This is a genomic window from Curtobacterium oceanosedimentum, from assembly GCF_040545555.1.
Classification (GTDB): Bacteria; Actinomycetota; Actinomycetes; order Actinomycetales; family Microbacteriaceae; genus Curtobacterium.
On record NZ_JBEPMD010000004.1, the window covers coordinates 242,677 to 263,969 of the forward strand.

The 21,293-nt window shown below is 74.6% G+C and carries 21 protein-coding genes and 1 other RNA gene; 18 read left to right on the plus strand and 4 right to left on the minus strand.

Annotation, left to right across the window (positions count from 1 at the left end; translation table 11 throughout):
• Positions 1-31 precede the first annotated feature (31 nt).
• From ABIC52_RS06315 to ABIC52_RS06325, 3 genes are all read left to right on the plus strand, one after another.
• A complete protein-coding gene (locus ABIC52_RS06315; protein WP_354026885.1) occupies positions 32-1,516 on the plus strand; it encodes a reverse transcriptase family protein in 1,485 nt (494 codons plus the stop codon).
• A gap of 68 nt (positions 1,517-1,584) precedes the next feature.
• Positions 1,585-2,553 carry a helix-turn-helix transcriptional regulator gene (locus ABIC52_RS06320; RefSeq protein ID WP_354026886.1) on the plus strand — a complete coding sequence of 323 codons (969 nt, stop codon included), beginning with the start codon at positions 1,585-1,587 and terminating at the stop codon, positions 2,551-2,553.
• A 34-nt stretch (positions 2,554-2,587) separates the two neighbouring features.
• Positions 2,588-3,607 carry a putative endonuclease domain-containing protein gene (locus ABIC52_RS06325; RefSeq protein WP_354026887.1) on the plus strand — a complete coding sequence of 340 codons (1,020 nt, stop codon included), beginning with the start codon at positions 2,588-2,590 and terminating at the stop codon, positions 3,605-3,607.
• Here the strand turns inward: ABIC52_RS06325 and ABIC52_RS06330 are convergent.
• Positions 3,595-4,563, minus strand: a complete 969-nt coding sequence (locus ABIC52_RS06330) for a helix-turn-helix transcriptional regulator (RefSeq protein ID WP_126892513.1) — start codon at positions 4,561-4,563, stop codon at positions 3,595-3,597. The genes ABIC52_RS06325 and ABIC52_RS06330 overlap by 13 nt on opposite strands.
• A 240-nt stretch (positions 4,564-4,803) precedes the next feature.
• Here ABIC52_RS06330 and ABIC52_RS06335 point away from each other — a divergent pair, with 240 nt between their 5' ends.
• The 5 genes from ABIC52_RS06335 to ABIC52_RS06355 all read left to right on the plus strand — a co-directional run bounded on the left by ABIC52_RS06335 (position 4,804) and on the right by ABIC52_RS06355 (position 8,850).
• Positions 4,804-5,028 carry a hypothetical protein gene (locus ABIC52_RS06335; protein ID WP_126892512.1) on the plus strand — a complete coding sequence of 75 codons (225 nt, stop codon included), beginning with the start codon at positions 4,804-4,806 and terminating at the stop codon, positions 5,026-5,028.
• Positions 5,025-5,228, plus strand: a complete 204-nt coding sequence (locus ABIC52_RS06340) for a hypothetical protein (RefSeq protein ID WP_126892511.1) — start codon at positions 5,025-5,027, stop codon at positions 5,226-5,228. Before ABIC52_RS06335 ends, ABIC52_RS06340 begins: the two co-directional genes overlap by 4 nt.
• Positions 5,229-5,256: 28 nt before the next feature.
• Positions 5,257-5,853: a TetR/AcrR family transcriptional regulator gene (locus ABIC52_RS06345; protein WP_354026888.1), complete on the plus strand. Its 597-nt coding sequence runs from the start codon at positions 5,257-5,259 to the stop codon at positions 5,851-5,853.
• Between the two features lie 73 nt (positions 5,854-5,926).
• Complete coding sequence (locus ABIC52_RS06350; RefSeq protein WP_354026889.1) at positions 5,927-7,264, plus strand: alpha/beta fold hydrolase; 1,338 nt, start codon at positions 5,927-5,929, stop codon at positions 7,262-7,264.
• Positions 7,261-8,850, plus strand: a complete 1,590-nt coding sequence (locus ABIC52_RS06355) for a GMC family oxidoreductase (RefSeq protein ID WP_126892508.1) — start codon at positions 7,261-7,263, stop codon at positions 8,848-8,850. The genes ABIC52_RS06350 and ABIC52_RS06355 overlap by 4 nt, the downstream gene beginning before the upstream one ends.
• A 29-nt stretch (positions 8,851-8,879) precedes the next feature.
• Here ABIC52_RS06355 and ABIC52_RS06360 read toward each other — a convergent pair whose 3' ends face one another.
• Together ABIC52_RS06360 and ABIC52_RS06365 are read right to left on the minus strand one after the other, a co-directional pair.
• Positions 8,880-9,461, minus strand: coding sequence for a GIY-YIG nuclease family protein (locus tag ABIC52_RS06360; protein ID WP_354026890.1), 582 nt, complete (start codon positions 9,459-9,461; stop codon positions 8,880-8,882).
• A gap of 99 nt (positions 9,462-9,560) precedes the next feature.
• A complete protein-coding gene (locus ABIC52_RS06365; protein ID WP_354026891.1) occupies positions 9,561-10,400 on the minus strand; it encodes a siderophore-interacting protein in 840 nt (279 codons plus the stop codon).
• 57 nt (positions 10,401-10,457) lie between these two features.
• On the opposite strand from ABIC52_RS06365, the gene ABIC52_RS06370 reads away from it, so the two are divergent.
• From ABIC52_RS06370 to ABIC52_RS06415, 10 genes are all read left to right on the plus strand, one after another.
• Positions 10,458-11,135 (plus strand): biliverdin-producing heme oxygenase, encoded by a 678-nt coding sequence (locus ABIC52_RS06370; protein ID WP_126892429.1) that lies wholly within the window; start codon positions 10,458-10,460, stop codon positions 11,133-11,135.
• 128 nt (positions 11,136-11,263) lie between these two features.
• Positions 11,264-13,915, plus strand: coding sequence for a phosphoenolpyruvate carboxylase (locus tag ABIC52_RS06375; RefSeq protein ID WP_126892430.1), 2,652 nt, complete (start codon positions 11,264-11,266; stop codon positions 13,913-13,915).
• A gap of 110 nt (positions 13,916-14,025) precedes the next feature.
• Positions 14,026-15,243, plus strand: a complete 1,218-nt coding sequence (locus ABIC52_RS06380) for a multidrug effflux MFS transporter (protein WP_354026892.1) — start codon at positions 14,026-14,028, stop codon at positions 15,241-15,243.
• Positions 15,244-15,300: 57 nt separating this feature from the next.
• Positions 15,301-15,639: an STAS domain-containing protein gene (locus ABIC52_RS06385; RefSeq protein ID WP_126892432.1), complete on the plus strand. Its 339-nt coding sequence runs from the start codon at positions 15,301-15,303 to the stop codon at positions 15,637-15,639.
• On the plus strand, positions 15,636-16,049 hold the full coding sequence (locus ABIC52_RS06390; protein ID WP_250367572.1) for an ATP-binding protein: 414 nt from the start codon (positions 15,636-15,638) through the stop codon (positions 16,047-16,049). Before ABIC52_RS06385 ends, ABIC52_RS06390 begins: the two co-directional genes overlap by 4 nt.
• A gap of 124 nt (positions 16,050-16,173) precedes the next feature.
• Complete coding sequence (locus tag ABIC52_RS06395) at positions 16,174-17,139, plus strand: helix-turn-helix transcriptional regulator (RefSeq protein ID WP_354026893.1); 966 nt, start codon at positions 16,174-16,176, stop codon at positions 17,137-17,139.
• Between the two features lie 38 nt (positions 17,140-17,177).
• Complete coding sequence (locus tag ABIC52_RS06400) at positions 17,178-17,762, plus strand: RBBP9/YdeN family alpha/beta hydrolase (RefSeq protein WP_354026894.1); 585 nt, start codon at positions 17,178-17,180, stop codon at positions 17,760-17,762.
• A 106-nt stretch (positions 17,763-17,868) separates the two neighbouring features.
• Complete coding sequence (locus ABIC52_RS06405) at positions 17,869-18,999, plus strand: hypothetical protein (RefSeq protein WP_354026895.1); 1,131 nt, start codon at positions 17,869-17,871, stop codon at positions 18,997-18,999.
• A 57-nt stretch (positions 19,000-19,056) separates the two neighbouring features.
• Positions 19,057-19,989 carry a Nif3-like dinuclear metal center hexameric protein gene (locus ABIC52_RS06410; protein ID WP_354026896.1) on the plus strand — a complete coding sequence of 311 codons (933 nt, stop codon included), beginning with the start codon at positions 19,057-19,059 and terminating at the stop codon, positions 19,987-19,989.
• Positions 19,986-20,720 (plus strand): zinc ribbon domain-containing protein, encoded by a 735-nt coding sequence (locus ABIC52_RS06415; RefSeq protein WP_126892658.1) that lies wholly within the window; start codon positions 19,986-19,988, stop codon positions 20,718-20,720. Before ABIC52_RS06410 ends, ABIC52_RS06415 begins: the two co-directional genes overlap by 4 nt.
• 96 nt (positions 20,721-20,816) lie before the next feature.
• Here the strand turns inward: ABIC52_RS06415 and rnpB are convergent.
• An RNA gene (gene rnpB, locus ABIC52_RS06420) (RNase P RNA component class A) lies at positions 20,817-21,171 on the minus strand.
• Between the last annotated feature and the right edge of the window lie 122 nt (positions 21,172-21,293).

The following is a 21,293-nucleotide window of genomic DNA, read 5'->3' on the forward strand; positions in this document are numbered from 1 at the left end:
GTCCGACGGCTGCTCGCCGTACGCTGGCCGGGTGGAGTTCCCGGGGGAGGCGGCCGACGCGCGTGACGCGTCGACCTCTCCGGGGTCACCCCGGGGCACGCAGGACCAGCAGGACGACACGCCCCGAGCGGGAGAGCGCGCTCCGCGCGCCACGCCGCACGGAGGCACCGACGGGTCCCCCGGGAACCCCACGCCCCTCACCGTCGTGGCGGCGGCGCTGGCCGACGCCTTCCTCACCGCCGACGACTGGACGGTCGACGACCTGACCGCTGCCGGGTACACCGTCGTCGGCGTGGAACGGGCGTACGTGGGACGAGCCGTAGCGGCGGCCCTCGACGCGTACCCGAGACCACCGGTCGACGCGCCCCGCCAGCTCGCCGCGGTGCTCGCGGCCGCACCGCAGCTCGCGGCCCTGCACCGCTCCCGCGAGGCCCGGCGTCCGGTCCGCGTGCTCGCCCGCCGCGCGACCGCCGTCCGGGCACGACCCGAGACCGACAGCCCGCTGCTCGTCGACACGCTCCCCGAGCTCGCCCGTGCGCTCGACGTCACCGTCGGCCGGCTGCTCTGGCTCGCGGACACCAGGGCGTGGAACCGCCACGCCCCGGCGGGCAGTCCGCTCCACCACGTCCGGCACGAGTGGGTGCTCCGCCCCGGACGGGTACCGCGGCTGCTCGAGAAGCCGATGGACCTGCTCCACAGGACGCAGCGCGCGGTCCTCGACGGCCTGTTGGTCCGGCTCCCGGTGCACGATGCCGCCCACGGCTTCGTCCCCGGCCGCAGCGTGGTCACCGGGGCCGCGGCGCACACGGGTCGGCAGGTCGTGCTCACCGCCGACCTGACCACGTTCTTCGCCAGCGTCACCGCGCCGACGGTCTACGGCGTGTTCCGGTCCGCCGGGTACGCGGAGCCGCTCGCGCACGTGCTCACCGGGCTCTGCACCCACCGGGTCCCGCCGCACGTCCTCACCGCGATGCCCGCCGGCGGGAGTCCCGAGGAACGCGCGGCCCTGCGCGACGCGCTCGCCGTCGCCCACCTGCCGCAGGGCGCGCCCTCCTCGCCGGCGCTCGCCAACACGGCGCTCCGGCACCTCGACGCCCGGCTCGACGGGTGGGCGTCGGCGGCCGGCGGGCACTACACGCGGTACGCCGACGACCTGACCTTCAGCGGCGACCACCGGCTGGCCGCCAGGTCCGGAGCGTTCCTGCGCGGCGTCGAGCGGATCGTGACCGAGCAGGGCCACCGCCTCAACCCGCACAAGACCCGCGTGCGGCGTCGGGGCTCCCGGCAGTCGGTCACGGGTGTCGTCGTCAACGAGTGGCCGTCGCCCGGTCGGCGCGAGGTCGACCGGCTGCACGCGGTCCTGCACAACTGCGTGGTGCACGGCCCGGCGTCCCAGGACCGCCACGGCCACACGGACTTCCGCGCGCACCTGCTCGGCCGCATCGGTTGGGTCGAGCAGGTGCACCCCGGTCGTGCGCGCCGACTGCGCGAGGAGTTCGCCCGCATCCGCTGGTGACCCGCCCACCGCGCGACACACCTGTCCGGAAAGCGTACGAGGAGCGCCGGTGCTGAGACGATGCGGTCGTGACTGTGCAGGCACCGGGGACCGAAGGCCCCACGTTCCGCCGGTTCCGGGTGGTCGCCGTCAGCGAGGACCGCGGCGTCGAACTCGACACGATCTACGGGACCGCCGACGGGATCGACAGCGCCCTGGACACCTTCCGCTACCTCGGCGCGGGCGACACCGAGGTCTCGGTCAGACGTGCCGAGGTCGAGGGCACGCGCGCCGGCACCATGCGGCCCCGTGACGAGCACATCGTCTTCTGGGTCGGCGACGGCAGCGCGACCATCGAGGACGTCGACACCGGCGACGCACTCGCCGTGCAACCGGGCGTCCCGGTCCTGCTCTCCGCCTCGCGCCGCTACGCCTTCACGGCCGACGTCCGCACGGTGACGATGGTCCACCTCTCCGACCGCGTGCTCCGTCGCGCGCTCGTGCGCCGGGGACACGTGCCGACGGGTCCGGTCGTCCTCGCGCTGGAGTCCACGGACGACTCTGCCCGGCGGACCCTGCGCGACGTGATCCGTGCGCACGGCGGACCGGTCATGGACGCGGCGCTCGCCGACTCGGCGCGACAGGCCGTCAACACCGCGATCGCCGACGCCGTCGTGGAGGCCTTCCCGGTCGTGCCGAGCCCGACGCCGACCGGTCGCGGCTCGGCCGACCGTGCCGCGGAGTGGATCCGCACGCACGCCGACCAGCCCGTGACCCTCCGGGACATCGCGGACGCGGTGGGGATCAGCGAGCGGGGACTGCAGAACGCGATGCACCGGCGGTTCGGGGAGTCGCCGATGGCCAGGCTCCGCGCCGAGCGGCTCGACGGTGCGCACCGGGAGCTCGAGACGTCCGGTGGGGACCTCCTCGTGGCCGACGTCGCTCGCCGGTGGCAGTGGGCGCACCTCGGTCGGTTCGCCGCCGCGTACGCCGAGCGGTTCGGCGAGCACCCGAGCGACACCGTCCAGCGGAGTCGGTGGGACGACGTGCTGCGCTGACGCCGGTGTCGGCGGTGCTCCCTACGGTGGCTCCGTGGTCGAACCGGTGGACGCGTGGTGGCGACGGCGACAGTGGTCGCGCGGCACCGCCGTGCCGTACGCCGTCGGCGAGTTCCGGTCGGCCTGGGCGTCCTGGCCGGTGCTCGTGCGGCAGTACCACCCGGAGTGGAACCACGGCGTGGTGCTCACGCAGGTGCCGCCCGCGGCCGAGGTCCTGCTGACGTGGGAGTGCGACGTCGGACACGTCTTCGTCGCGACGCCGGCCGAGCAGCGTGCACGCCCCGGCCGCGAGCGCCGCAGGTCGGTGTGGTGCCCGGAGTGCCACCTGCAGGCGACCCCGCGACGGTGGCCGGTGCTCCCCGCGGACTGGCCTGCCGCGGTCCCGCCCCCGCAGCGGGCCGAGCGGGTCCGCGGTCGGCAGACGCTGCCCGCCGCCCCGGCACGCGGTCCGGTCCCGGTGACGAGACCGGTGCCGAGCCAGTTACCGAGTGGTGCGGTGGCGTCCGCACGGTCCGGGTCACGGACACCGGGACGTCCGGGTCGCCCGGCCCGGACCGGTGGCGGTCGCTCGGCGCAGCCCGTCCCGCGGTCGATCTGCCCGAGGACGCCGCGGCTGCCCTCGGGTGACTCCTTCACGAGCGTGTGCGCCCCCGCTCCGGCGTCCGCGGTCGAGGCTGATCTCCGGCAGGCGCTCCGGGACCGCTTCGCGTTCACGTTCGACCACACCGCGATCCGGCTCGACCGCCCGTTCTTCGACCACGTCGAGGCCTGGCCGGACATCGTGCTCCCCGAGCTCCGCGTCGCGATCGAGTACGACAGCACCGGCCGGCACGGGCTCGAGCACGTCGGACCCCGGCAGGAGACCGACCGCCGGAAGGACCGGGCCGTCCGCGCCGTGGGGTGGGAGGTCGTCCGCATCCGGACCGGCCGCCTGCCCGCACTCGGCCCCCACGACCTCGAGGTGTCCGGCATCTCCGGCCGGACGGTCGAGCGGCTCGTCGACACGCTGCGGGACCTCCGCGGGCCGCTCTTCGTCGACGCCTACGCGCGCTGACGGCCGGACCGCCGCAGGGTGTCCCGCGGGTACTCCCCGAAGCGCTCCTGGTAGGTCGCGGAGAAGCGGCCCGCGTGCGCGAACCCCCACTCCCGCGCGACCTCGGCGATGCTCGTCGTGGCAGGGTCGCCCACGAGCAGCGTGTCGCGCACACGGTCGAGCCGGACCTGCCGGATGTAGGCGTTCGGGGACAGCTCGAAGGCCCGCTGGAAGGCCGTCTGCAGGGCACGGAGGCTCAGCGAGGCGACGCGTGCCAGGTCGGTGCTCGTGATCGGCAGGTGCGCGTGCTCGTGGACGTACTCGACGGCCCGTCGGACGTGCGCGTTGCGGGGGAGCAGGAGCTCGTCGGGGAGCGACGAGCTGACCACCGGGTAGAGCTCCAGCAGTGCCAGGGCTCCGAGTCGACCCATCTCGGCCTGCAGCAGCGGGGACGCACGGCGGTCGAGGACGGTCTGCGAGATGAGCTGGACGCTGCTCCGCCAGACGCGCATGGCCCGTTCGTCCGGTCGGACGGTGTGGTCGAGCACGAGCTGCCCCGGCGCCGTCCCCCGTTCGCCGGCGACCTCCTCGAGGGCGCTCCGGTTCACCTGGACGATGCGCTGGTCGTAGTCCTGGTACGAGAACGCCGCGCCCTGCTGCGGCCAGAGCTGCGGGCGACCGGGCTCCATGACGATCCGGTCGTGCCCCGATCCGACGGTGGCGGAGCCGCGGGTCGTCCACTGCACCACGAAGTCGTCGGACGGGGTCATCACGCCCTCGAGGTGGCCGTCGAAGCGGATCGACCGCAGGGACATCGCGGCGTCGCCCACCGCCGAGTACCGGAACGCGAAGGGCTGCGCGGTCGCGTCGGCGCGCCACTCGTTGCCCGCGTAGGCGGTGGCGAGGAAGTCGCGTGCTGCGTCGAGGTCGGTGCTCTGCGTCTCGACGTCGATGCGGGGCGGTGGTGTCGGGTTCATGGGTCCCGTGCATTCTGTCCGCGTGGCGCGGCGTTGTCCGGATGCGCGTGTCCCCGGTGCGGGGGTGGACGAGCCGGTCCGCGTGGGAGCGGATGTCCACTCGTCGTCGCCGCGGACGCCGGGGACGTCCGGGAATCGTCGTCGTCCGACGAACGACGTCCGCGGCCGCCCCCGGTCTCCTAGCGTCCTCGGTGGACGGGTGCCGGAACGACCGGCCCCGCAGACCCGAGGACGATGACCGTGACCACCACCGCCGCCGGAGTGCACACCGGACCGAGGACCGCCCGCGACGCCGTCTCGTCGGCCGCGCGACGACGAGCAGCCGGAGCGGGCGCCGACGTCGTGTTCTCCGAGCTTCGTCAGGCCCGTCGGCTGCACGGCCTCCAGGTCGCCGCGGTGACGACCGGTCTGGTGTCGGTCACCGCCGCCGCCTCCGCCGCGATCGTGCTCGGGCTCTCCGCATGAGCATCCCGCGCAACGAGCTCGGCATCCGGGGCTCCCGACTGTCCCGCGGCACCCGGGCGCTGCCCGGAGCGGACCGCTCCGTGGCCGACACGCTCCTGCCGGTGCGCCGGTCTGCAGCGGCGGACGCACCGACGCAGCCGATCGACATGCGCGCCCTGCTGGCCGAGGCGCTCGACGCCCCGCGGGTGTCCGGTCGCTAGGCTCGCGGAACCGATCTCCGGAAGGCCGATGACGCTCCTCACCCTCACCCCCACCACCCGCGAGACCCCGGCGCAGCGCAGGGCGTCGACCGCTGCCGACACGCTCTTCACGCGACACGGCGTGACACCGGTGACGCTCGACGACATCGCGGCCGAGGCGGGGCTCGACCGCGACGAGCTCGACGCGGCCTACCCGTCGAAGCAGGCGCTCGTGGTCGCCGTGCTGCAGCGCTGGCACGGTGCCTGGCGTCGTGCGCTCGACGGCATCGCGCGCGTCTCCGACGACCCGCGGGACGAGGTCCTCGGCGTGTTCGGGTACCTGGAGCAGTGCTTCGCGGACGAGGGGTGGCGCGGGTGCGCGTTCATCAACGGTCACGCCGAGCTGGGGCGCACGGACCCGGCGATCGCGGAGCTCGCGCAGGCGCACTTCGCCGACGTCGAGGCGCACCTGACACAGCTCTGCGCGCGGGCTGGCGTGCCGTCGCACGTGGCGCAGGCGCTCTCGTTGCTCGTCGAGGGAGCCCGGGTCGAGTCGGCCGTGCAGCGGTCGGCGCAGCCCGCGCGGGTCGCTCGCCTCGGCGCGGCGATGCTGCTGTCGGTCTACGACGATCACCCGTCCGCCTGACACGGCCGGTCGGGGTACGGCGGCGGGGTACAGCAGCCTGGGTCCCGCGCGTCACGGACGGTAGGAACGAAGGATGACAGCGACCGCCTTCTGCCTGCACGCGCTGGGCTCGAGCTCGGAGGAGTTCGCCCTGCTCCGCTCGGAGCTCGCCGGCACCCTCGACCTCGTCGGGATCGACCTGCCCGGCTTCGGCCGGAGCCCGGCGTCCGGTGGCACGACCGTCGAGGAGATGGCCGTGCTGGTCGAGCGTGCGATCGGTGCGAGCGGTGCGACCGAGTGGGTGGTCATCGGCCACTCGATGGGCGGCAAGGTCGCGACCGTCGTCGCCGACCGGACGGTCTCGGGCGCGAACGGGCTGTTCGGGCTGCGCGCCGTCGTGCTCCTGGCAGCCTCGCCCCTCGCGCCCGAGCCGATGGACGAGGGCCGCCGAGCCTCGATGGTCTCCTGGGCTGCGGACGGTCCGATCGAGCCGCACCACGCGGTCGAGTTCGTCGACGCGAACACCGCCGAGGTCCTGCCCCCCGACCGCCACGAGCAGGCGGTGCAGGACGTGCAGCGCACCGACCCGCGCGCCTGGCGCGACTGGCTGCTCCGTGGCAGTCGGGAGGACTGGTCGGTCACGGCCGAGCCGAACCCCGTCCCGGCGCTCGTGCTCGCCGGTGCCGAGGACGGCGACCTCGCCGCGGACGCGCAGCGACGCCTGACGATGCCGCACTGGCCGGCCGCTGAGCTGCACGAGGTCGCGGGCGCCGCGCACCTGCTGCCGTGGGAGCGCCCGCAGGGGGTCGCCACGCTCGTCCGCGACTTCTGGGCACGTCGGATCGCGCACGGCCCGGTGGTCCCCGCCGACCAGGCCCGGGTCATCGCGTCGCCGCGCGTGAGCGCCAGGACCCGCGGGGTGCTGGCCGTGCGCGCACTGCCCGACGACCCCGCCGCGACGCCCGACGCCCTGACGCCCGAGCAGCTCGACGTGCTCCGGGACGTCGCCCGGATCGTGGTGCCGCAGTCGGGCGACGGCGAGGTGGACCTCGCCCTCCGCGTGGACCGCCAGCTCGCCGCAGGGCAGGGCGACGGGTGGCGGCCGGACGGCATGCCGACCGACGTCGACGCCTACCGCGGAGCGCTCGACGTGCTCGCGGCGGTGTCGACCAACGACCTGTCCTCGGCCCTGGAGGACGTCGCCGCCGGCCGGTACCGCTCGGACGGTCCGCTCGACGCCGAGCAGCTGCGCGTCTGGTTCGAGGACGCGAGCGTGGACCTGGTGAAGCAGTGGCTCGCCCACCCCGCCACCATGTCCGAGATCGACTACGACGGCTTCGCCAACGGCGGCGACGGCGTCCGGAAGCAGGGCTTCCAGCTGCTCGGGGCCGGGCAGCGGGAAGCGTGGGAACCCGAGGGAGCAGGACGATGAGACTCGACGCACAGCGCCACCACCAGGACGACGAGGTCGTCGACGTCGTCGTCGTCGGCACGGGTGCCGGCGGAGCCCCGCTCACCGCCCGGCTCGCCCGCGAGGGCCTGACCGTCGTCGCGTTCGAGGCCGGTCGGAACACCGAGCCGGGCGACCACACCCCCGACGAGGTCGAGGCGCCCGCGGACATCAACTGGATGGACGAGCGCATCAGCGGTGGTGCCGCCCCGACGGCCTTCGGTCCGAACAACAGCGGCACGGGCGTGGGCGGGTCCACCCTGCACTGGGGTGCGTTCACCCCCCGCCCGAGCACCCACGACCTGCGCCTGCGCACGGAGAGCGGGCAGGGTGAGGACTGGCCGGTCGACCACGCCGAGCTGACCGCGTACATCGAGCGGGTCGAGCACGAGGTCGGTGTCGCCGGGCCCGCGCACTACCCGTGGGACCCGGAGCGCCGGTACCGGATGGGTCCGCCGGCGCGCAACGCCTCGTCGGACATGATGATGCGCGGCACCGCGGCGCTCGGCATCACCGCGACGGACGCGCCGGTCGCGCTGACCACCGAGGACCGAGTGCAGGAGCACCACGGGCTGCGCCAGGCCTGCGTGTCCTGCGGCTCGTGCCACCAGGGCTGCCGCAACGGGTCGAAGGTGTCGATGGACACGACCTACCTGCCCGCCGCCGTCGCGTTCGGCGCCGAGATCCGCCCCGACTCGTTCGTGCACGGCATCGAGCTCGACGGCGACGGCAGGGTGTGCGCGGTGCGCTACACGCGCGACGGCCGTGAACGTCGTCAGCGGTGCCGCTCCCTGGTGCTCGCCGCCGGCGGGGTGGAGACGCCGCGCCTGCTCCTGCACACCGGGCTGGCGAACAGCAGCGGGCAGGTGGGCCGGAACTTCACCGCGCACGGGGCCACCCAGGTGTGGGCGACGTTCGACGAGTCGATGCGCTCGTACCGCGGCTACCCGTCGTCGATCATCACCGAGGACTTCGTCCGGCCGGCGGACGCCGACTTCGCCGGCGGGTACCTGATCCAGAGCCTGGGCGTCCAGCCCCTGACCTTCGCGACCACGCTGGTCCGCGGTGGGGGCCTCCGCGGTGCCGAGCTCGTCCGGGCGATGCGCGACTACCCGCGGACGGCCGGGGTCGGCATCAACGCCGAGTGCCTGCCGTACGACGACAACCGGCTCGTGCTCTCCGACGACCTCGACGAGCACGGCGTGCCGCGGGCCCGCGTGACGTTCTCGCCGGGCTCCAACGAGGACGCGATCCGCGCCCACGCGGTCCGCACGATGACCGCCATCGTCGAAGCCGCCGGCGGGACCGACGTCCGGGTGCTCGAACGCACCGCCCACACGATCGGCACCGCGCGCATGGGTACTGACGCCGGGTCGTCCGTCGTCGACCCGGCCGGTCGCTCGTGGGACGTGCCGAACCTGTGGGTGTGCGACAACTCGGTCTTCCCGAGCGCCGTCATCGCGAACCCCGCGCTCACGATCATGGCGCTGTCCCTGCGCACCGCCGACCGGTTCCTGCGGGACGACCCGGCGGCCGACCGCCAGCGCACGACGGCGGCGGCGGCCTGAGACCGGAGCGCTGCGCGGGCGACGTCGTGTCACCCGCGCAGCGCCAGCGCCTCGCTCGTCCAGCGGGCGTGCAGCGTCCACGGGTCCTCGACGCCGTCGGCGACCCGTGCGACGTGGTCGAGCAGCGCCGGGGTCGTCCGGAACCACTCCGTGCCGGGGAACCGGTCGTCCGCGAAGGCCGCGTGCCGCCGCCGCTCGAGGTGCCGGTCGCCCCGTTCGAACGCGAGGAGCTCCTGGTGCGGCACCGCCGCGAGCCGCTGTCGCGGGTTCGTGGTGGTGCCGATCTTCACGCGGTCGCCGAAGTCGTCGCGCTGCCGCAGGTAGTACACGACGTCGACCCGCGGTGGCGGCAGCTCGCCGTCCGGCACGTCGCCCCACGGCCACTCGCAGGTTGCGCAGAGCACGGCACTCGGCCAACGCACCCCGACCCGGGAGCCGCACAGCGGGCAGGGACCCGGCAGGGCGTCCTCGGTGCCGACGTGCTCGGCCGCCGCGTCCGCGACCAGCGTCACGTGCCCACCGCAGAGCGGCAGGACGGCGGCGAAGCCGTCCGCGCAGGGCGCGTCGCAACCGGGGACGCAGCAGGCGGGGACGGTACGAGGCGTGACCACGTGCCGGACGCTAGCGTGCGCCACCGACGTGCCCCGTGCCTCCCGGCCGACGGTCGGCCCGCGCCCGTGCCCGCTGCCCGCGGCCCGGCGGCGTCCGGGTCAGTCCGCGAAGATGACGCCCACGGGCTCGCGCTTCTCCTCCTGGAACCGGTCCTCGGCCCGGCCGAGGGCCCAGTACGCGGACAGGGACAGCTCCGCCTTCTCGAGCCCCCAGTCGTCCTGCAGCAGCCGCCGCAGGGCCTTCACCGCGGTCCGCTCGCCGTGCGCGAAGACCTGCACCGGCCGGGAGGCACGGGGCAGCTCCCGAGCGGCGGCCACCAGCAGCGTGCCCGGCTCGGCGCCGGCGGCGTCCCGGTGCAGCCACCGCAGGTCGACGCCGACCGCGTGCGCGAGCGGCTGCTCGTCGGCTGCGCCGCCGACCTCGACGAGCGCGACGCCGCGCGCGTCGGCGGGCATCGCGGCGAGGGCCGCACCGATCGCGGGCAGCGCGCTGTCGTCGCCGAGCAGGACGTGGGTGACGGACGGGTCCGGTGCCGGTGCGTACCCGCCACCGGGACCGGACAGGGCGAGGAGGTCACCGGGCTCGGCGGCGGCGGCCCAGGGCCCGGCGAGGCCCTCGTCGCCGTGCACCACGAAGTCGATCGCGATGGTCCCGGCGACGTGGTCGACGGAGCGGACCGTGTACGTCCGGCGCGCGGGCCGCTCGTGCTTCGGCAGGGACTCGCGCAGCGCCTCGAGGTCGTAGGGCGGTGTCAGGCCGCTCGACGGCGGTGCGAGCAGGAGCTTGACGTACTGGTCGGTGGCGCCGAGTCGGTCCGGGTCGGCGCCGTCGACGAAGTCCCGGAAGGCCGGGCCGCCCAGGTGGACCCGGACCATGTGCGGGGTCAGGCGCTCCGTCCGCTCGACGACGAAGACGTGCTGGGTGCGCGTGGGACTCATCCTGGGATTCCTCTTCCGGTGCTCGACCTTGCCAGCTACTGAGGTTAGCCTCACCTCATGAGTCCGACCGTGACGCCGTTCTCCGAGCTCCTGCGCCGGCGCTCCCGCACCGCTGCGGGCCCGGCCGTGTGGACCGGGGGTGCGCACGACCTGCTCGCGGGGGAGTGCGACGTCGCCGACTACGCCGACCTGCTCGGCCAGTACGCGGTCGTGTACGACGCCCTCGAGCGCGCGGCCGAGCGGATGGCCGACCACCCCGTCGCCGCACCGTTCGTCACGACGCAGCTCACCCGGATGCCGGCGATCCGCGCCGACCTCGAGTACCTGGTCGGACCCGACTGGTCCGAGCTCTGCTGCCCGACCGCGGCGACCACCGCGTACGTCCGTCGCCTGTGCGCCGTCGCGGCGACCTCGCCCGGGGCGTTCGTCGCGCACCACTACACCCGCTACCTCGGCGACCTGACCGGCGGCCCCACCCTGGCGCGGCTGCTCGAGGACCGGTTCGGCTTCGACACGAACGGCGTGCTCTTCACGATCTTCGACCAGGTGGCCGATCCCGCGGCGTTCGAGGACACCTACCGGGCGCAGCTCGACGCGGCACCCTGGTCCGACGCCGAACGCGATGCCGTGCTCGCCGAGGTCGAGCTGGCGGCGAGCCTGGACCGGGCGCTCGTGGCGTCGGTGCGTCGCCCGACGGCCGAGGACGACCGCGCCGCGTCGCTGCTCCCCGCCTGACCGGCTGCTGCTCCCCACCCGACCGCGTCGCCCGCGGTCCGTCCGGACGGTCGTCGTCACGTGCCCGCGCGCGCCGGTACAGTGCTGGAGACCCGGGACACGGTCCCGGCGCAACGTGAGAGGAACCCATGACGGCGATCGACGGATCGACGCGCCACGGGCGCGCACGGGACGACGTCAGCGGCGCGGTCGACAGCGACCTGCGCGCGGACGTCCGGTACCTCGGCAACCTGCTCGGGCGGGTGCTGCGGGAGACCGGTGGCGACGAGCTGCTGCGCGACGTCGAGAGCCTGCGCGCCGCGGTCATCGAGGCGTACGAGGGCTCCGACGCCGATGGTGCCGCACGGGCCGAGGCGATCGTCGCCGGCATGTCCGCCGAGCGGGCCGAAGCCGTCGCCCAGGCCTTCACGACCTACTTCCACCTGACGAACCTGGCCGAGGAGCACCACCGCGTGCGCGTCCTCCGCGCCCGCGGTGACGACGGCGGACTCCCGGGCGACTCGTTCCCCGCCACCTACGCCTCACTCGTCGAGCAGGTCGGCGAGGACGAGGCCGCCGCGCGGCTGGCCGACCTGCGCTTCCACCCGGTGCTCACCGCACACCCGACCGAGGCCCGCCGTCGCGCGGTGACCACGGCGGTGCGCCGCATCACGGACCTGATCGACGAGCGCGACCGCTCCCGCAACGCCACCGCGCGCGCCGAGAACGAGCGTCGGCTGCTCGAGGAGATCACGACCCTCCTGCGCACCTCGCCGCTCCGCACGACCCGCCCGACCCCGCTCGACGAGGTCCGCACGGCGATGAGCGTGTTCGACCAGACCCTGTTCGAGATCGTGCCGCAGGTCTACCGCCTGCTCGACGACCGGCTGCTCGGGGACGACGCCGGTCGGGTGCCGGTGACCGCCCCGGCCTTCGTGCGCTTCGGCACGTGGATCGGCGGCGACCGGGACGGCAACCCGCACGTCACCGCCGCCGTCACGAAGCAGGCCGCCGACATCGCCGCCGAGCACATCCTGCTCGGCCTCGCCCGCGCTGCGACCCGCATCGGCTCGGCACTGACGCTCGACGCCGCCGAGACCCCCGCGGACGCCGGCCTGCAGGCACTCGTCGCCGCACAGGAGCAGCTCGACCCGGGCATCGCCGAGCGCATCGGCGTCCGCGCCCCGAACGAGACCCACCGCCGCGCACTGCTCTTCGTCGCCGCCCGCCTCCGCGCCACCCGCCGCGGCCAGGACGGCCTGGCGTACGGCAGTCCCGAGGAGCTCCTCGCCGACCTCCGGGTGATCCAGGCGTCGCTCGTCGCCGCCGGTGCGGTCCGGACGGCGAACGGCGACCTGCAGAACCTCGTGTGGCAGGTCGAGACGTTCGGGTTCCACCTCGCCGAGCTCGAGGTGCGCCAGCACTCCCAGGTGCACCGCACCGCGCTGGCCGAGATCCGCGCCGGTGGCGAGCTGTCCGAGACGACCGAGGAGGTCCTCTCGGTGTTCCGCACCGTCGCCGACCTCCAGCAGCGCTACGGCGTCCGGGCGGCGCACCGTTACATCGTCTCCTTCACGCAGTCGGCCGCCGACCTGGCGAACGTGCACGAACTCGCCCGGGCCGCCTGCGGTGACGCGGCCCCCGTGCTCGACGTCATCCCGCTGTTCGAGACCTTCGCCGACCTGCACGCGAGCGTCGACATCCTCGACGAGGCCGTCCGCACCGAGCCGTTCCAGCGGCGGCTCGCGGCGACCGGGCGGCGGCTCGAGGTCATGCTCGGCTACTCCGACTCCTCGAAGGACGTCGGCCCGGTGTCGGCGAACCTGGCGCTGTACGACGCCCAGGCGCGGATCGCCGACTGGGCGCGCGAGCACGACGTCGAGCTGACGCTGTTCCACGGCCGCGGCGGGTCGCTCGGCCGTGGCGGCGGTCCGGCGAACGAGGCCGTCCTCGCGCAGCCGCCGGGGTCGATCGACGGCCGGCTCAAGCTCACCGAGCAGGGCGAGGTCATCTTCGCCCAGTACGGCGACCAGGACATCGCGGCACGACACCTCGAGCAGATGGCCTCGGCGACGCTGTTCGCGTCGTCCCCGTCGAACGAGGAGCGCACGGCCGTCGCGGCGACCCGCTTCGCCGACCTCGCGCAGCAGCTCGACGACGTCTCGCGCCGCGCCTTCTACGACCTGGTGAAGGCCGACGGCTTCGCGCCGTGGTTCGCCCGCGTGACCCCGATGGAGGAGATCGGCCTCCTGCCGCTCGGCTCCCGCCCGGCCCGACGCGGCCTGAGCGTCGAGTCGCTCGAGGACCTCCGTGCCATCCCGTGGGTGTTCTCGTGGACGCAGGCGCGCATCAACCTGGCCGGCTGGTACGGCCTGGGTTCCGCGCTCGAGGCCGTCGGCGACGTCGACGCCCTGCGCGCCGCGTACGCCGAGTGGCCGCTGTTCGGCGCGATGATCAAGAACGTCGAGATGTCGCTCGCGAAGACCGACGAGCAGATCGCCCGCCGCTACCTCGAGCTCGCCGACCGCGACGACCTCGCCGCGAAGGTGCTCGACGAGATGCTGCGCACCCGCGAGTGGGTGCTGCGGGTGTCCGGCGGCAGCGACGTGCTCGAGGACCGCCCGGTGCTCGCCCGTGCCGTGCGTCTGCGCAGCCCGTACGTCGACGCACTGTCGCACCTGCAGCTCCGTGCCCTGCGGGCGATCCGGACCTCCGGCAGCACCGACCCGACGGACGGCGACCACCGCCTGCTCCTGCTCACCGTCAACGGCGTGGCGGCCGGCCTGCAGAACACGGGCTGAGCCCGCTGGTCGCGGACGCGACCACGAGACGAAGGGGAGGCGCGGTGCCGGACGGTACCGCGCATCCCGTCCGTCGTCGGGTCGATCCGCACGGGCGTAGCGTGGCGTCGGTGACGACGGAGCGCGCGGGGACCGGACCGACGACCTCGACGAGCGGAGCCCTGCCGCCGATCGTCCCGCTGGCGCTCATCGTCGGGGTGTCGCCCTTCGCGACGGACATGTACATCCCGGCGCTGCCGACGATCGCGCGCGAGCTCGGGACGACGCCGGGCGTCGTGCAGTTGTCCCTCACGGCGTTCCTCGTCGCGTTCGCCGTCGGGCAGCTCCTCGCCGGACCGGTGAGCGACGGGATCGGACGTCGGCCGCTGCTGCTCGTCGGGACCGCCGGTTTCGCGCTGGCCTCGATCGGGTGCGCGCTCGCGCCCGACGCCGGCATCCTCGTCGTCGCCCGGGTGCTGCAGGGGCTCGCCGGAGCGGCCGGAGCGGTGGCCGGGCGCGCGATGGTCTCCGACACGACGACCGGACCGCGGACCGCGAAGGTGTTCGGCACCCTCGCCGCGATCAACGCGATCGGCCCCGTCGTCGCACCGCTGGCGGGCGGTGCCGTGCTCACGGTCGGCTCGTGGCGCCTGATGTTCGTCGTCCTCGCGGTGCTCGGCGCGGCCTTCACGGTCGCGGTCGTCCTGCGCTTCGGGGAGACCCTGCCGCCGGCAGCGCGGGGCGGCACCGGGTTCCGGGCGAACGGGCGACGCATCCGCGACCTGCTCGCGATCGGGCGGTTCCGGGCGTACGTGCTGACGGGGGTGCTGTCCACGATCGGGTTCTTCGCCTACATCGCGACGAGCTCGTTCGTGTTCCAGCAGCAGTACGGCTTCTCGGAAGCGCTGTACACGCTCGTGTTCGCCACGAACGCCTCGATGATGGTCGTCACGACGCTCGTGTTCCGGCGCGTCGTCGGGCGGTTCTCCGAGGACACCCTGCTGACCGCCGGTCTCGCCACGGGGACGCTCGGCAGTGCGGTCGTGCTGGTCGCCGCCCTCGCCGGGCTGGGGCCCGTGCCGGTGTGGTGCGCGCTCGCGGTGGTCACGGGCGCCTGGGGGTTCGTGCTCCCCGCGGCGATGACCCGGACGCAGCACGTCGGCGCTGCGCACCCCGGGACCGCCGCCGCGCTGCAGGGCGGTCTGACGTTCGGCCTCGGTGGGCTGGGCACCCCGCTCGCCGGTGTGCTCGGCGGGACCGCGACCGCCATGGGGGCGGTGATGGCGACGCTCATGGCGGCAGCCGTCGTCGTCCAGGTCCTCGCGACGCGGCGAGGCCGTACCGCTTGACGGCTCGCACCCGGTAGGTTGCTGGGTGCACCCGCACCGAACCGAGGAGGCCCCTGCATGGACATCGTCGTACACGAGGCAACAGACGACACCGCCGTGCTCGAGTGCAGCGGACGACTGAACATGGTGAGCGCGGGTGCCTTCCGCGAGACCGTCGCGAAGGTCGTCGAGGGCGGACGCGCGCGTCTGGTCGTCGAGCTCTCCGGCGTCGAGTTCATGGACTCGTCCGGACTGGGCGCCCTGGTCGGCTGCCTCAAGACCGCTCGGCAGGCCGGGGGAGACCTCCGGCTCGCAGCCCCCTCGGAGCAGGTGCAGATGGTGCTCAAGCTCTCCAACATCGACAAGATCCTGCGGACGTACCCGGACGGGGACGCCGCGGTGACGAACTGGGGATGACGGTGACCAAGGGCGAGCACGTCCTCGACCTCGCCTGCCCGCCCGACGACGTGACGGCGGTGCACACCTTCCTGTCCTCGGTGTGGGACCACGAGCCCGACCTGTCCCAGGAGGACCGGATGGCGCTCGAGCTCGCCCTCGTCGAGCTCGCCTCGAACGTCATCGAGCACGGCGCGGGCGGTGGTCGCGTGTCCTGTTCGCTCCGGATGGACGTCGGCCCCGACGACGTCACGGTGTCGCTGTCGGACGACGGCGTGCCCGTGCTCGTCGACCCGTCGGCGGCGTCCCTGCCCGACGCGCTGGCCGAGGGCGGCCGTGGGCTCGCGCTCGTGCAGATGGTCGTCGACGACCTGCGCTACGAGCGGGTCGACGACCGCAACCGCTGGACCGTCCGCCGCGGGCGGCACTGACGCCCGATCGTCCGGTCCGCGCGCCGGACCGCCCATCATCCGGTTCCCGCACGGCGGGAGCCGGTCCGCGCACGCGCCGCCGACGCGCGTGCCGATCGGCGGTCGTCGTGACACGCTCGGCCAGGTGACGACCGAGACGCGCGCAGACACGCGGATGCGCTACGAGGCCGCGGGCACCGACCTGGGTGCGGCGCTCCAGCTGTTCTCCGACGCGTACGACGGCGCGCATTTCGCGGCCCGCCACACGTCGCGGACCTTCGGCTACCGCTTCAAGGCGGTCGGAGACGCCTCGATGTCCTTCCGGTCGACGCACTTCGACGCGCAGGCGACGGGGGAAGCGTCGTCCGGCGACGACTACGCCGTCATGTGGACGACCGACGGCGGCGGCACGGTCGACGTCGGGCGGGACGAAGCGTCCTTCGCACCGGGGCACGCGCTGGTGTTCCCCGCCGGACGACCGTTCGTGTTCGAGGTCGAGGACGTCCGCCAGAACCTCGTGCACTTCGACCGGCGGTTCCTCGAGGGCATCGCCGCTGAGGAACACGGCGGCAGCGCGGGCGCGATCGTCTTCGACCACACCGCCCGGCCCGGGACCGACGACCTGCGGCTCTGGAACGCCCAGGTACGGCGGGCAGCGCAGGTCGTCCTCGGCGCGACGGCGCCGTCGCCGCTCGTCATGGCCGAGACCGCTCGCGAGACCGCCCTGGCGATGCTCCGGACCTTCCCGCACGAGCAGCTCGCACCCGAGGTCACGGTGCCGCAGGGCGCGACGAGCCGCGTCCGCGAGGCGATCGAGTACATGCACGCCTACGCGCACACCCCGATCACCACGACCGACGTCGCCGAGCACGTCGGGCTCAGCGTGCGTGGACTGCAGCAGGCGTTCCAGCGCCAGGTCGGGACCGCGCCGAACGCGATGCTCCGCGGCATCCGGATGGACCGAGTGCGGGAGGAACTCCGTCGGGGTGCCCCCGCCGAGCTCACCGTCGCAGCCGTCGCCGTCCGGTGGGGCTTCGCGCACCTCGGTCGCTTCTCGGCCGCGTACGCGAAGCGCTTCGGCGAGTACCCGCGCGACACCCTGCACGCCTGACGCCCGTGGTCGCCGGCCGCCCCGCTACGCTTCCCGGGATGGAGGAGCAGCTGCGCCCGGCGGACCGGCACCCGTGGGTCGTCGTCCCGGGCATCTGGGGATCGGACGCCGAGCACTGGCAGTCCCGCTGGCAGGACGAGCGGGGCGAGGCCGCCGTGCGCATCGCACCGTCGTCGTGGTCGGAGCCCGAGCCCGACGACTGGGACCGCGCGATCTCCGTGGCCGTCGACGCCTGCGCGCGGCCGCCGTTGCTCGTCGCACACAGCCTCGGCGTCCTGGCGGTCGCCCGGTGGCTGGCGGAGCACGCCGCAGGGCACGGTGCCGGGCGGGTCATCGGCGCGTTCCTCGTGGCGCCCCCGGACCCGGACGCCCCGGTGTTCCCCGCCGAGGCCGCCCGCTTCCACGCCCCGCAGCGCGCCGTCGCGGTACCGACCGTGCTCGTGGTCAGCGACGACGACCCGTACTGCTCCGCCGACCGCGCCGTGGAGTTCGCCGGCGTGCTCGGGTCCCGGGTGCTCCGCGTGGGGGACCGGCAGCACGTGAACGTGGCCAGCGGCGTCGGCGCCTGGCCCGAGGGACGGCGCATGCTCGACGGCTTCGCGGAGTCGCTCCCGAGGCCGTGACACGCCGCTCACCTCCGGCCCGGAACGCGACGTCCGAGGGCTCGGGATGCGCGACACACCGCGGATCTCCCCGCTCCCGGCCCGTGTGATATCTATCCTGCGTCACATGGAGACCCAGCCCGGTGCACGCACCCCCCTCGTCGACCCGTTCGGTCGCGAGCTCGAGGAGTGGCTCCGAGACGTCCCGGCCACCCGCGCGCCGTACCTGGCGGACCTCGTGGTGCCGCCGGTCACGGGTCCCGTGCAGCGCCCGGTGACGACGGACGCCGTCCCGGAGCAGCCCGCCGCCGACACCGAGCTCGCCGACGCCGAGGTCGCCCACACCGAGCTCGCCGACACCGCGCGGCCGGCAGTCGCGGAACCCGCCGACACCACCGCCTTCCGCCGCCGCGACCGTGCACGGCACGTCGCCGTCTGCGCCCCGTCGTTCCCCGAGCCGCCCGCCCGCATCGCGTTGCGCATCGAGGACCTGGCGGTCGAGGTCTCCGCCACGAGCGGCCGCAGCACGATCGAGCGCATCGTGCTGCTCGAGGACGAGGTCGCCCGCCGCGACGAGGACCTCGCACGCCTCGCCGCGTGGGAGGCCACCGTCGCCCACCTCGACGACGCCGAGGTCGAGGCTGCCCGCGCCTTCGCCCGCTCGGTGTTCGCGGACCTGCTCGCCGATGCCGCTGACGAGGCAGCACGCCGTGACCGAGCCGCTCTCCGACGCGCTGCCACGAAGCCGGTCCCGACACCCCTGCGCGGAGCCGTGGCCCCTCGTGCCGCGGCGCCCCGCGCCGACGTGACGACGCCGAACCGTCCGGTGCAGCGTGCCACGACGCCGCCGAGCGCCGACCGCCCGGGCGCGACCCCGGCCGCGAGCACGAGCACCGTCACCACCGACGCCACCGGCGCCGCGGTGACCACCCCGGGACGGGAGGCGCCCGTCCGCCCGGCCCTGGGCCTCCCGGTCGGATCGCCGCTGTCGGCCTCGACCCGGCCCACCCCGTTGGTCCAGCCGGCGACCGGCCCCACCGTCATCGACCGGGCGGCGTTCGCGGCGGCGCTGACCGCGCACGAGGGCGTCACGGCGAGCACCCCCGTCGTGCTGCCGGACGCGGTGTCGCTGCCCGCGAGCGCGAGCGAGGCGGACCAGGACGACCACCACGGCTCCGCGCCGACGACGGCCGGTGCGGACAGCGGCTGGTGGACGCGACTCGTCGCCCGCCTGCGCTCCCTGTTCGGCCGCCGCTGAGCACCTCGGCCCTGCTGGAGCGACCTCGTCGCGCCCGCGTCTCGGTAGACTGACGGGATGCCGACGCTCCGCGAACTCCAGGCCGTCATCGAGGACCTGTGGCCCGCCGCCGGCGCCGAGTCCTGGGACGCCGTCGGGCTCGTCTCCGGGCACCCGGACCAGCAGGTCGAGCACGTGCACCTCGCCGTCGACGCCGTGCCCGCGACCGCGGACGAGGCCGTCGCCCTCGGTGCCGACCTGCTCCTCACGCACCACCCGCTCCTGCTGCGCGGGGTCACCACGATCGACGAGACGACCGCCAAGGGTCGTGTCCTGGCGACGCTCGTGCGGGGCGGGACGGCCCTGCTCGCGGCGCACACCAACGCCGACGTCGTGACGACCGGCACCTCCGCCGTGCTCGCGGACCGGCTCGGGCTCGTCGACCAGCGTCCGATCGAGCCCGGTGCCGACCCCTCGACCGGCATCGGGCGCGTCGGGGTCCTGCCCGACGGCACCACCCTCGGCGCGCTCGCCCGGCAACTCGTCGACCTGCTCCCGCCCTCCGCGACCGGTGTCCGTGTCTCGGGCGACTTCGACCGGGCCGTCCGGACCGTCGCCCTGTGCGCCGGAGCCGGCGACAGCCTGCTCGGCGAGCCCGCCGTCCGTGCTGCCGACGTCTACGTCACGAGCGACCTGCGCCACCACCCGGCGTCGGAGTTCCGTGAGCAGGCCCTGCTCACCGACGGTCCCGCGCTGGTCGACACCTCCCACTGGGCGACCGAGTGGCTCTGGCTCGACGTCGCAGCCGAGCAGCTCCGACGGCTCGCCGGGGTCCGGGTGACCGTCAGCGACCTGCGCACCGACCCCTGGGACTTCGCCGTCCTGCCCGCGGCCGAGCCCGTCCCGACCGCAGCCGCCGAGTCGGCCGCACCCGCCGAACCGACCGCAGCCGCCGAGCCGGTGGCCGGCACCCCCACCCCCGCACCCGCCCACGAAGGAGACCGACCGTGAAGGCAGCACCCGAGGACCAGGTCGTCCTCCTCGACCTCCAGCGCCTCGACAACGACGTGACCCGTCTGTCGCACCGCATCACCGCCCTGCAGAAGGGCGACCGGCTCACCGAACTCGGCACGACCGCCGCCTCGCTGCGCGCCGAGCTCGCCGCCGCGACCGGCCTGGTCGAGGACGCCGAGCGGGAGCTCGCCCGACTGGAGTCCGACACCGCCACGGCGCAGGCCCGCATCGAACGGGACACCACGATGCTGCAGAACGTGGCGAGCGCGAAGGACGCCGCCGGGCTCGAGAGCGAGATGGCGTCCCTCCGTCGTCGCATCGGGGACCTCGAGACCGCCGAGCTCGAGGTCATGGAGCAGCTCGACGTGCACCGCGCCCGCGTCGGGGACATCGAGGGGAAGCTCGCCCAGGTCGAGGCCGACCGTGCCACCCTGGTCGCCGAGCGCGACACCGAGATCGCCCGCGTCGAGGCCGACCGCGAGTCCGCCGTGCAGAGCCGTGCGGCCGTCGCGGCGAAGGTGCCCGCGGACCTGCTGGCGCTCTACGACCGCCAGCGTGCACGCTACGGCTTCGGTGCGTCCCTGCTGCAGGGCGGGGTGTCCACCGCCTCCGGCGTGACGCTCACGAACTCGGACCTGCAGGACATCCGTCGGGCCGCGCCCGACGACGTCGTGCTGTGCCCCGACAGCGACGCGATCCTGGTGCGCACGGCCGAGTCCGGCCTGTAGACGCGCCGGACCCGACGGACGGGAGGCTCGTGGCGGCACCGCCACGCGCCTCCCGTCCGTCGTCGGGTCGCGGGGCGCGCACGTGGTGCGTGGGTGCGAACGGGCCGGCCGTACGCCGGGTTCTGTCCCGCTCTCGCGGTGACGGCCATCTCTCTCGGACCGACGTTGCCGCCGGCCTCCAGCGGTCCACCCGAGGACTCAGCGAGCAGCCTCGTCGTCCTCTGTCTGACCTTGCTCCGGGCGAGGTTTACCGAGCGGATCCGGTCACCCGGACCCCTGGTGGTCTCTTACACCACCGTTTCACCCTTACCGACGTCGCCGCCGGCGGTCTGCTTTCTGTGGCACTGTCTCGCGGATTGCTCCGGGTGGGTGTTACCCACCGCCCTGCTCTGTGGAGCCCGGACGTTCCTCGGCGCTCCCGGGGGAGCGACGCGACCGTCTCACCGACCCATTCGCAGTGCCGAGTCTACCGCTGCCGCCGCCGACCCGGTGTCCCGCCCGGCGTGCCGGCGGCCAGGCTCCCGGACTCCCAGGCTCCCTCGGCCGCCGAGCGGGCCAGAACTGTCACGCTCG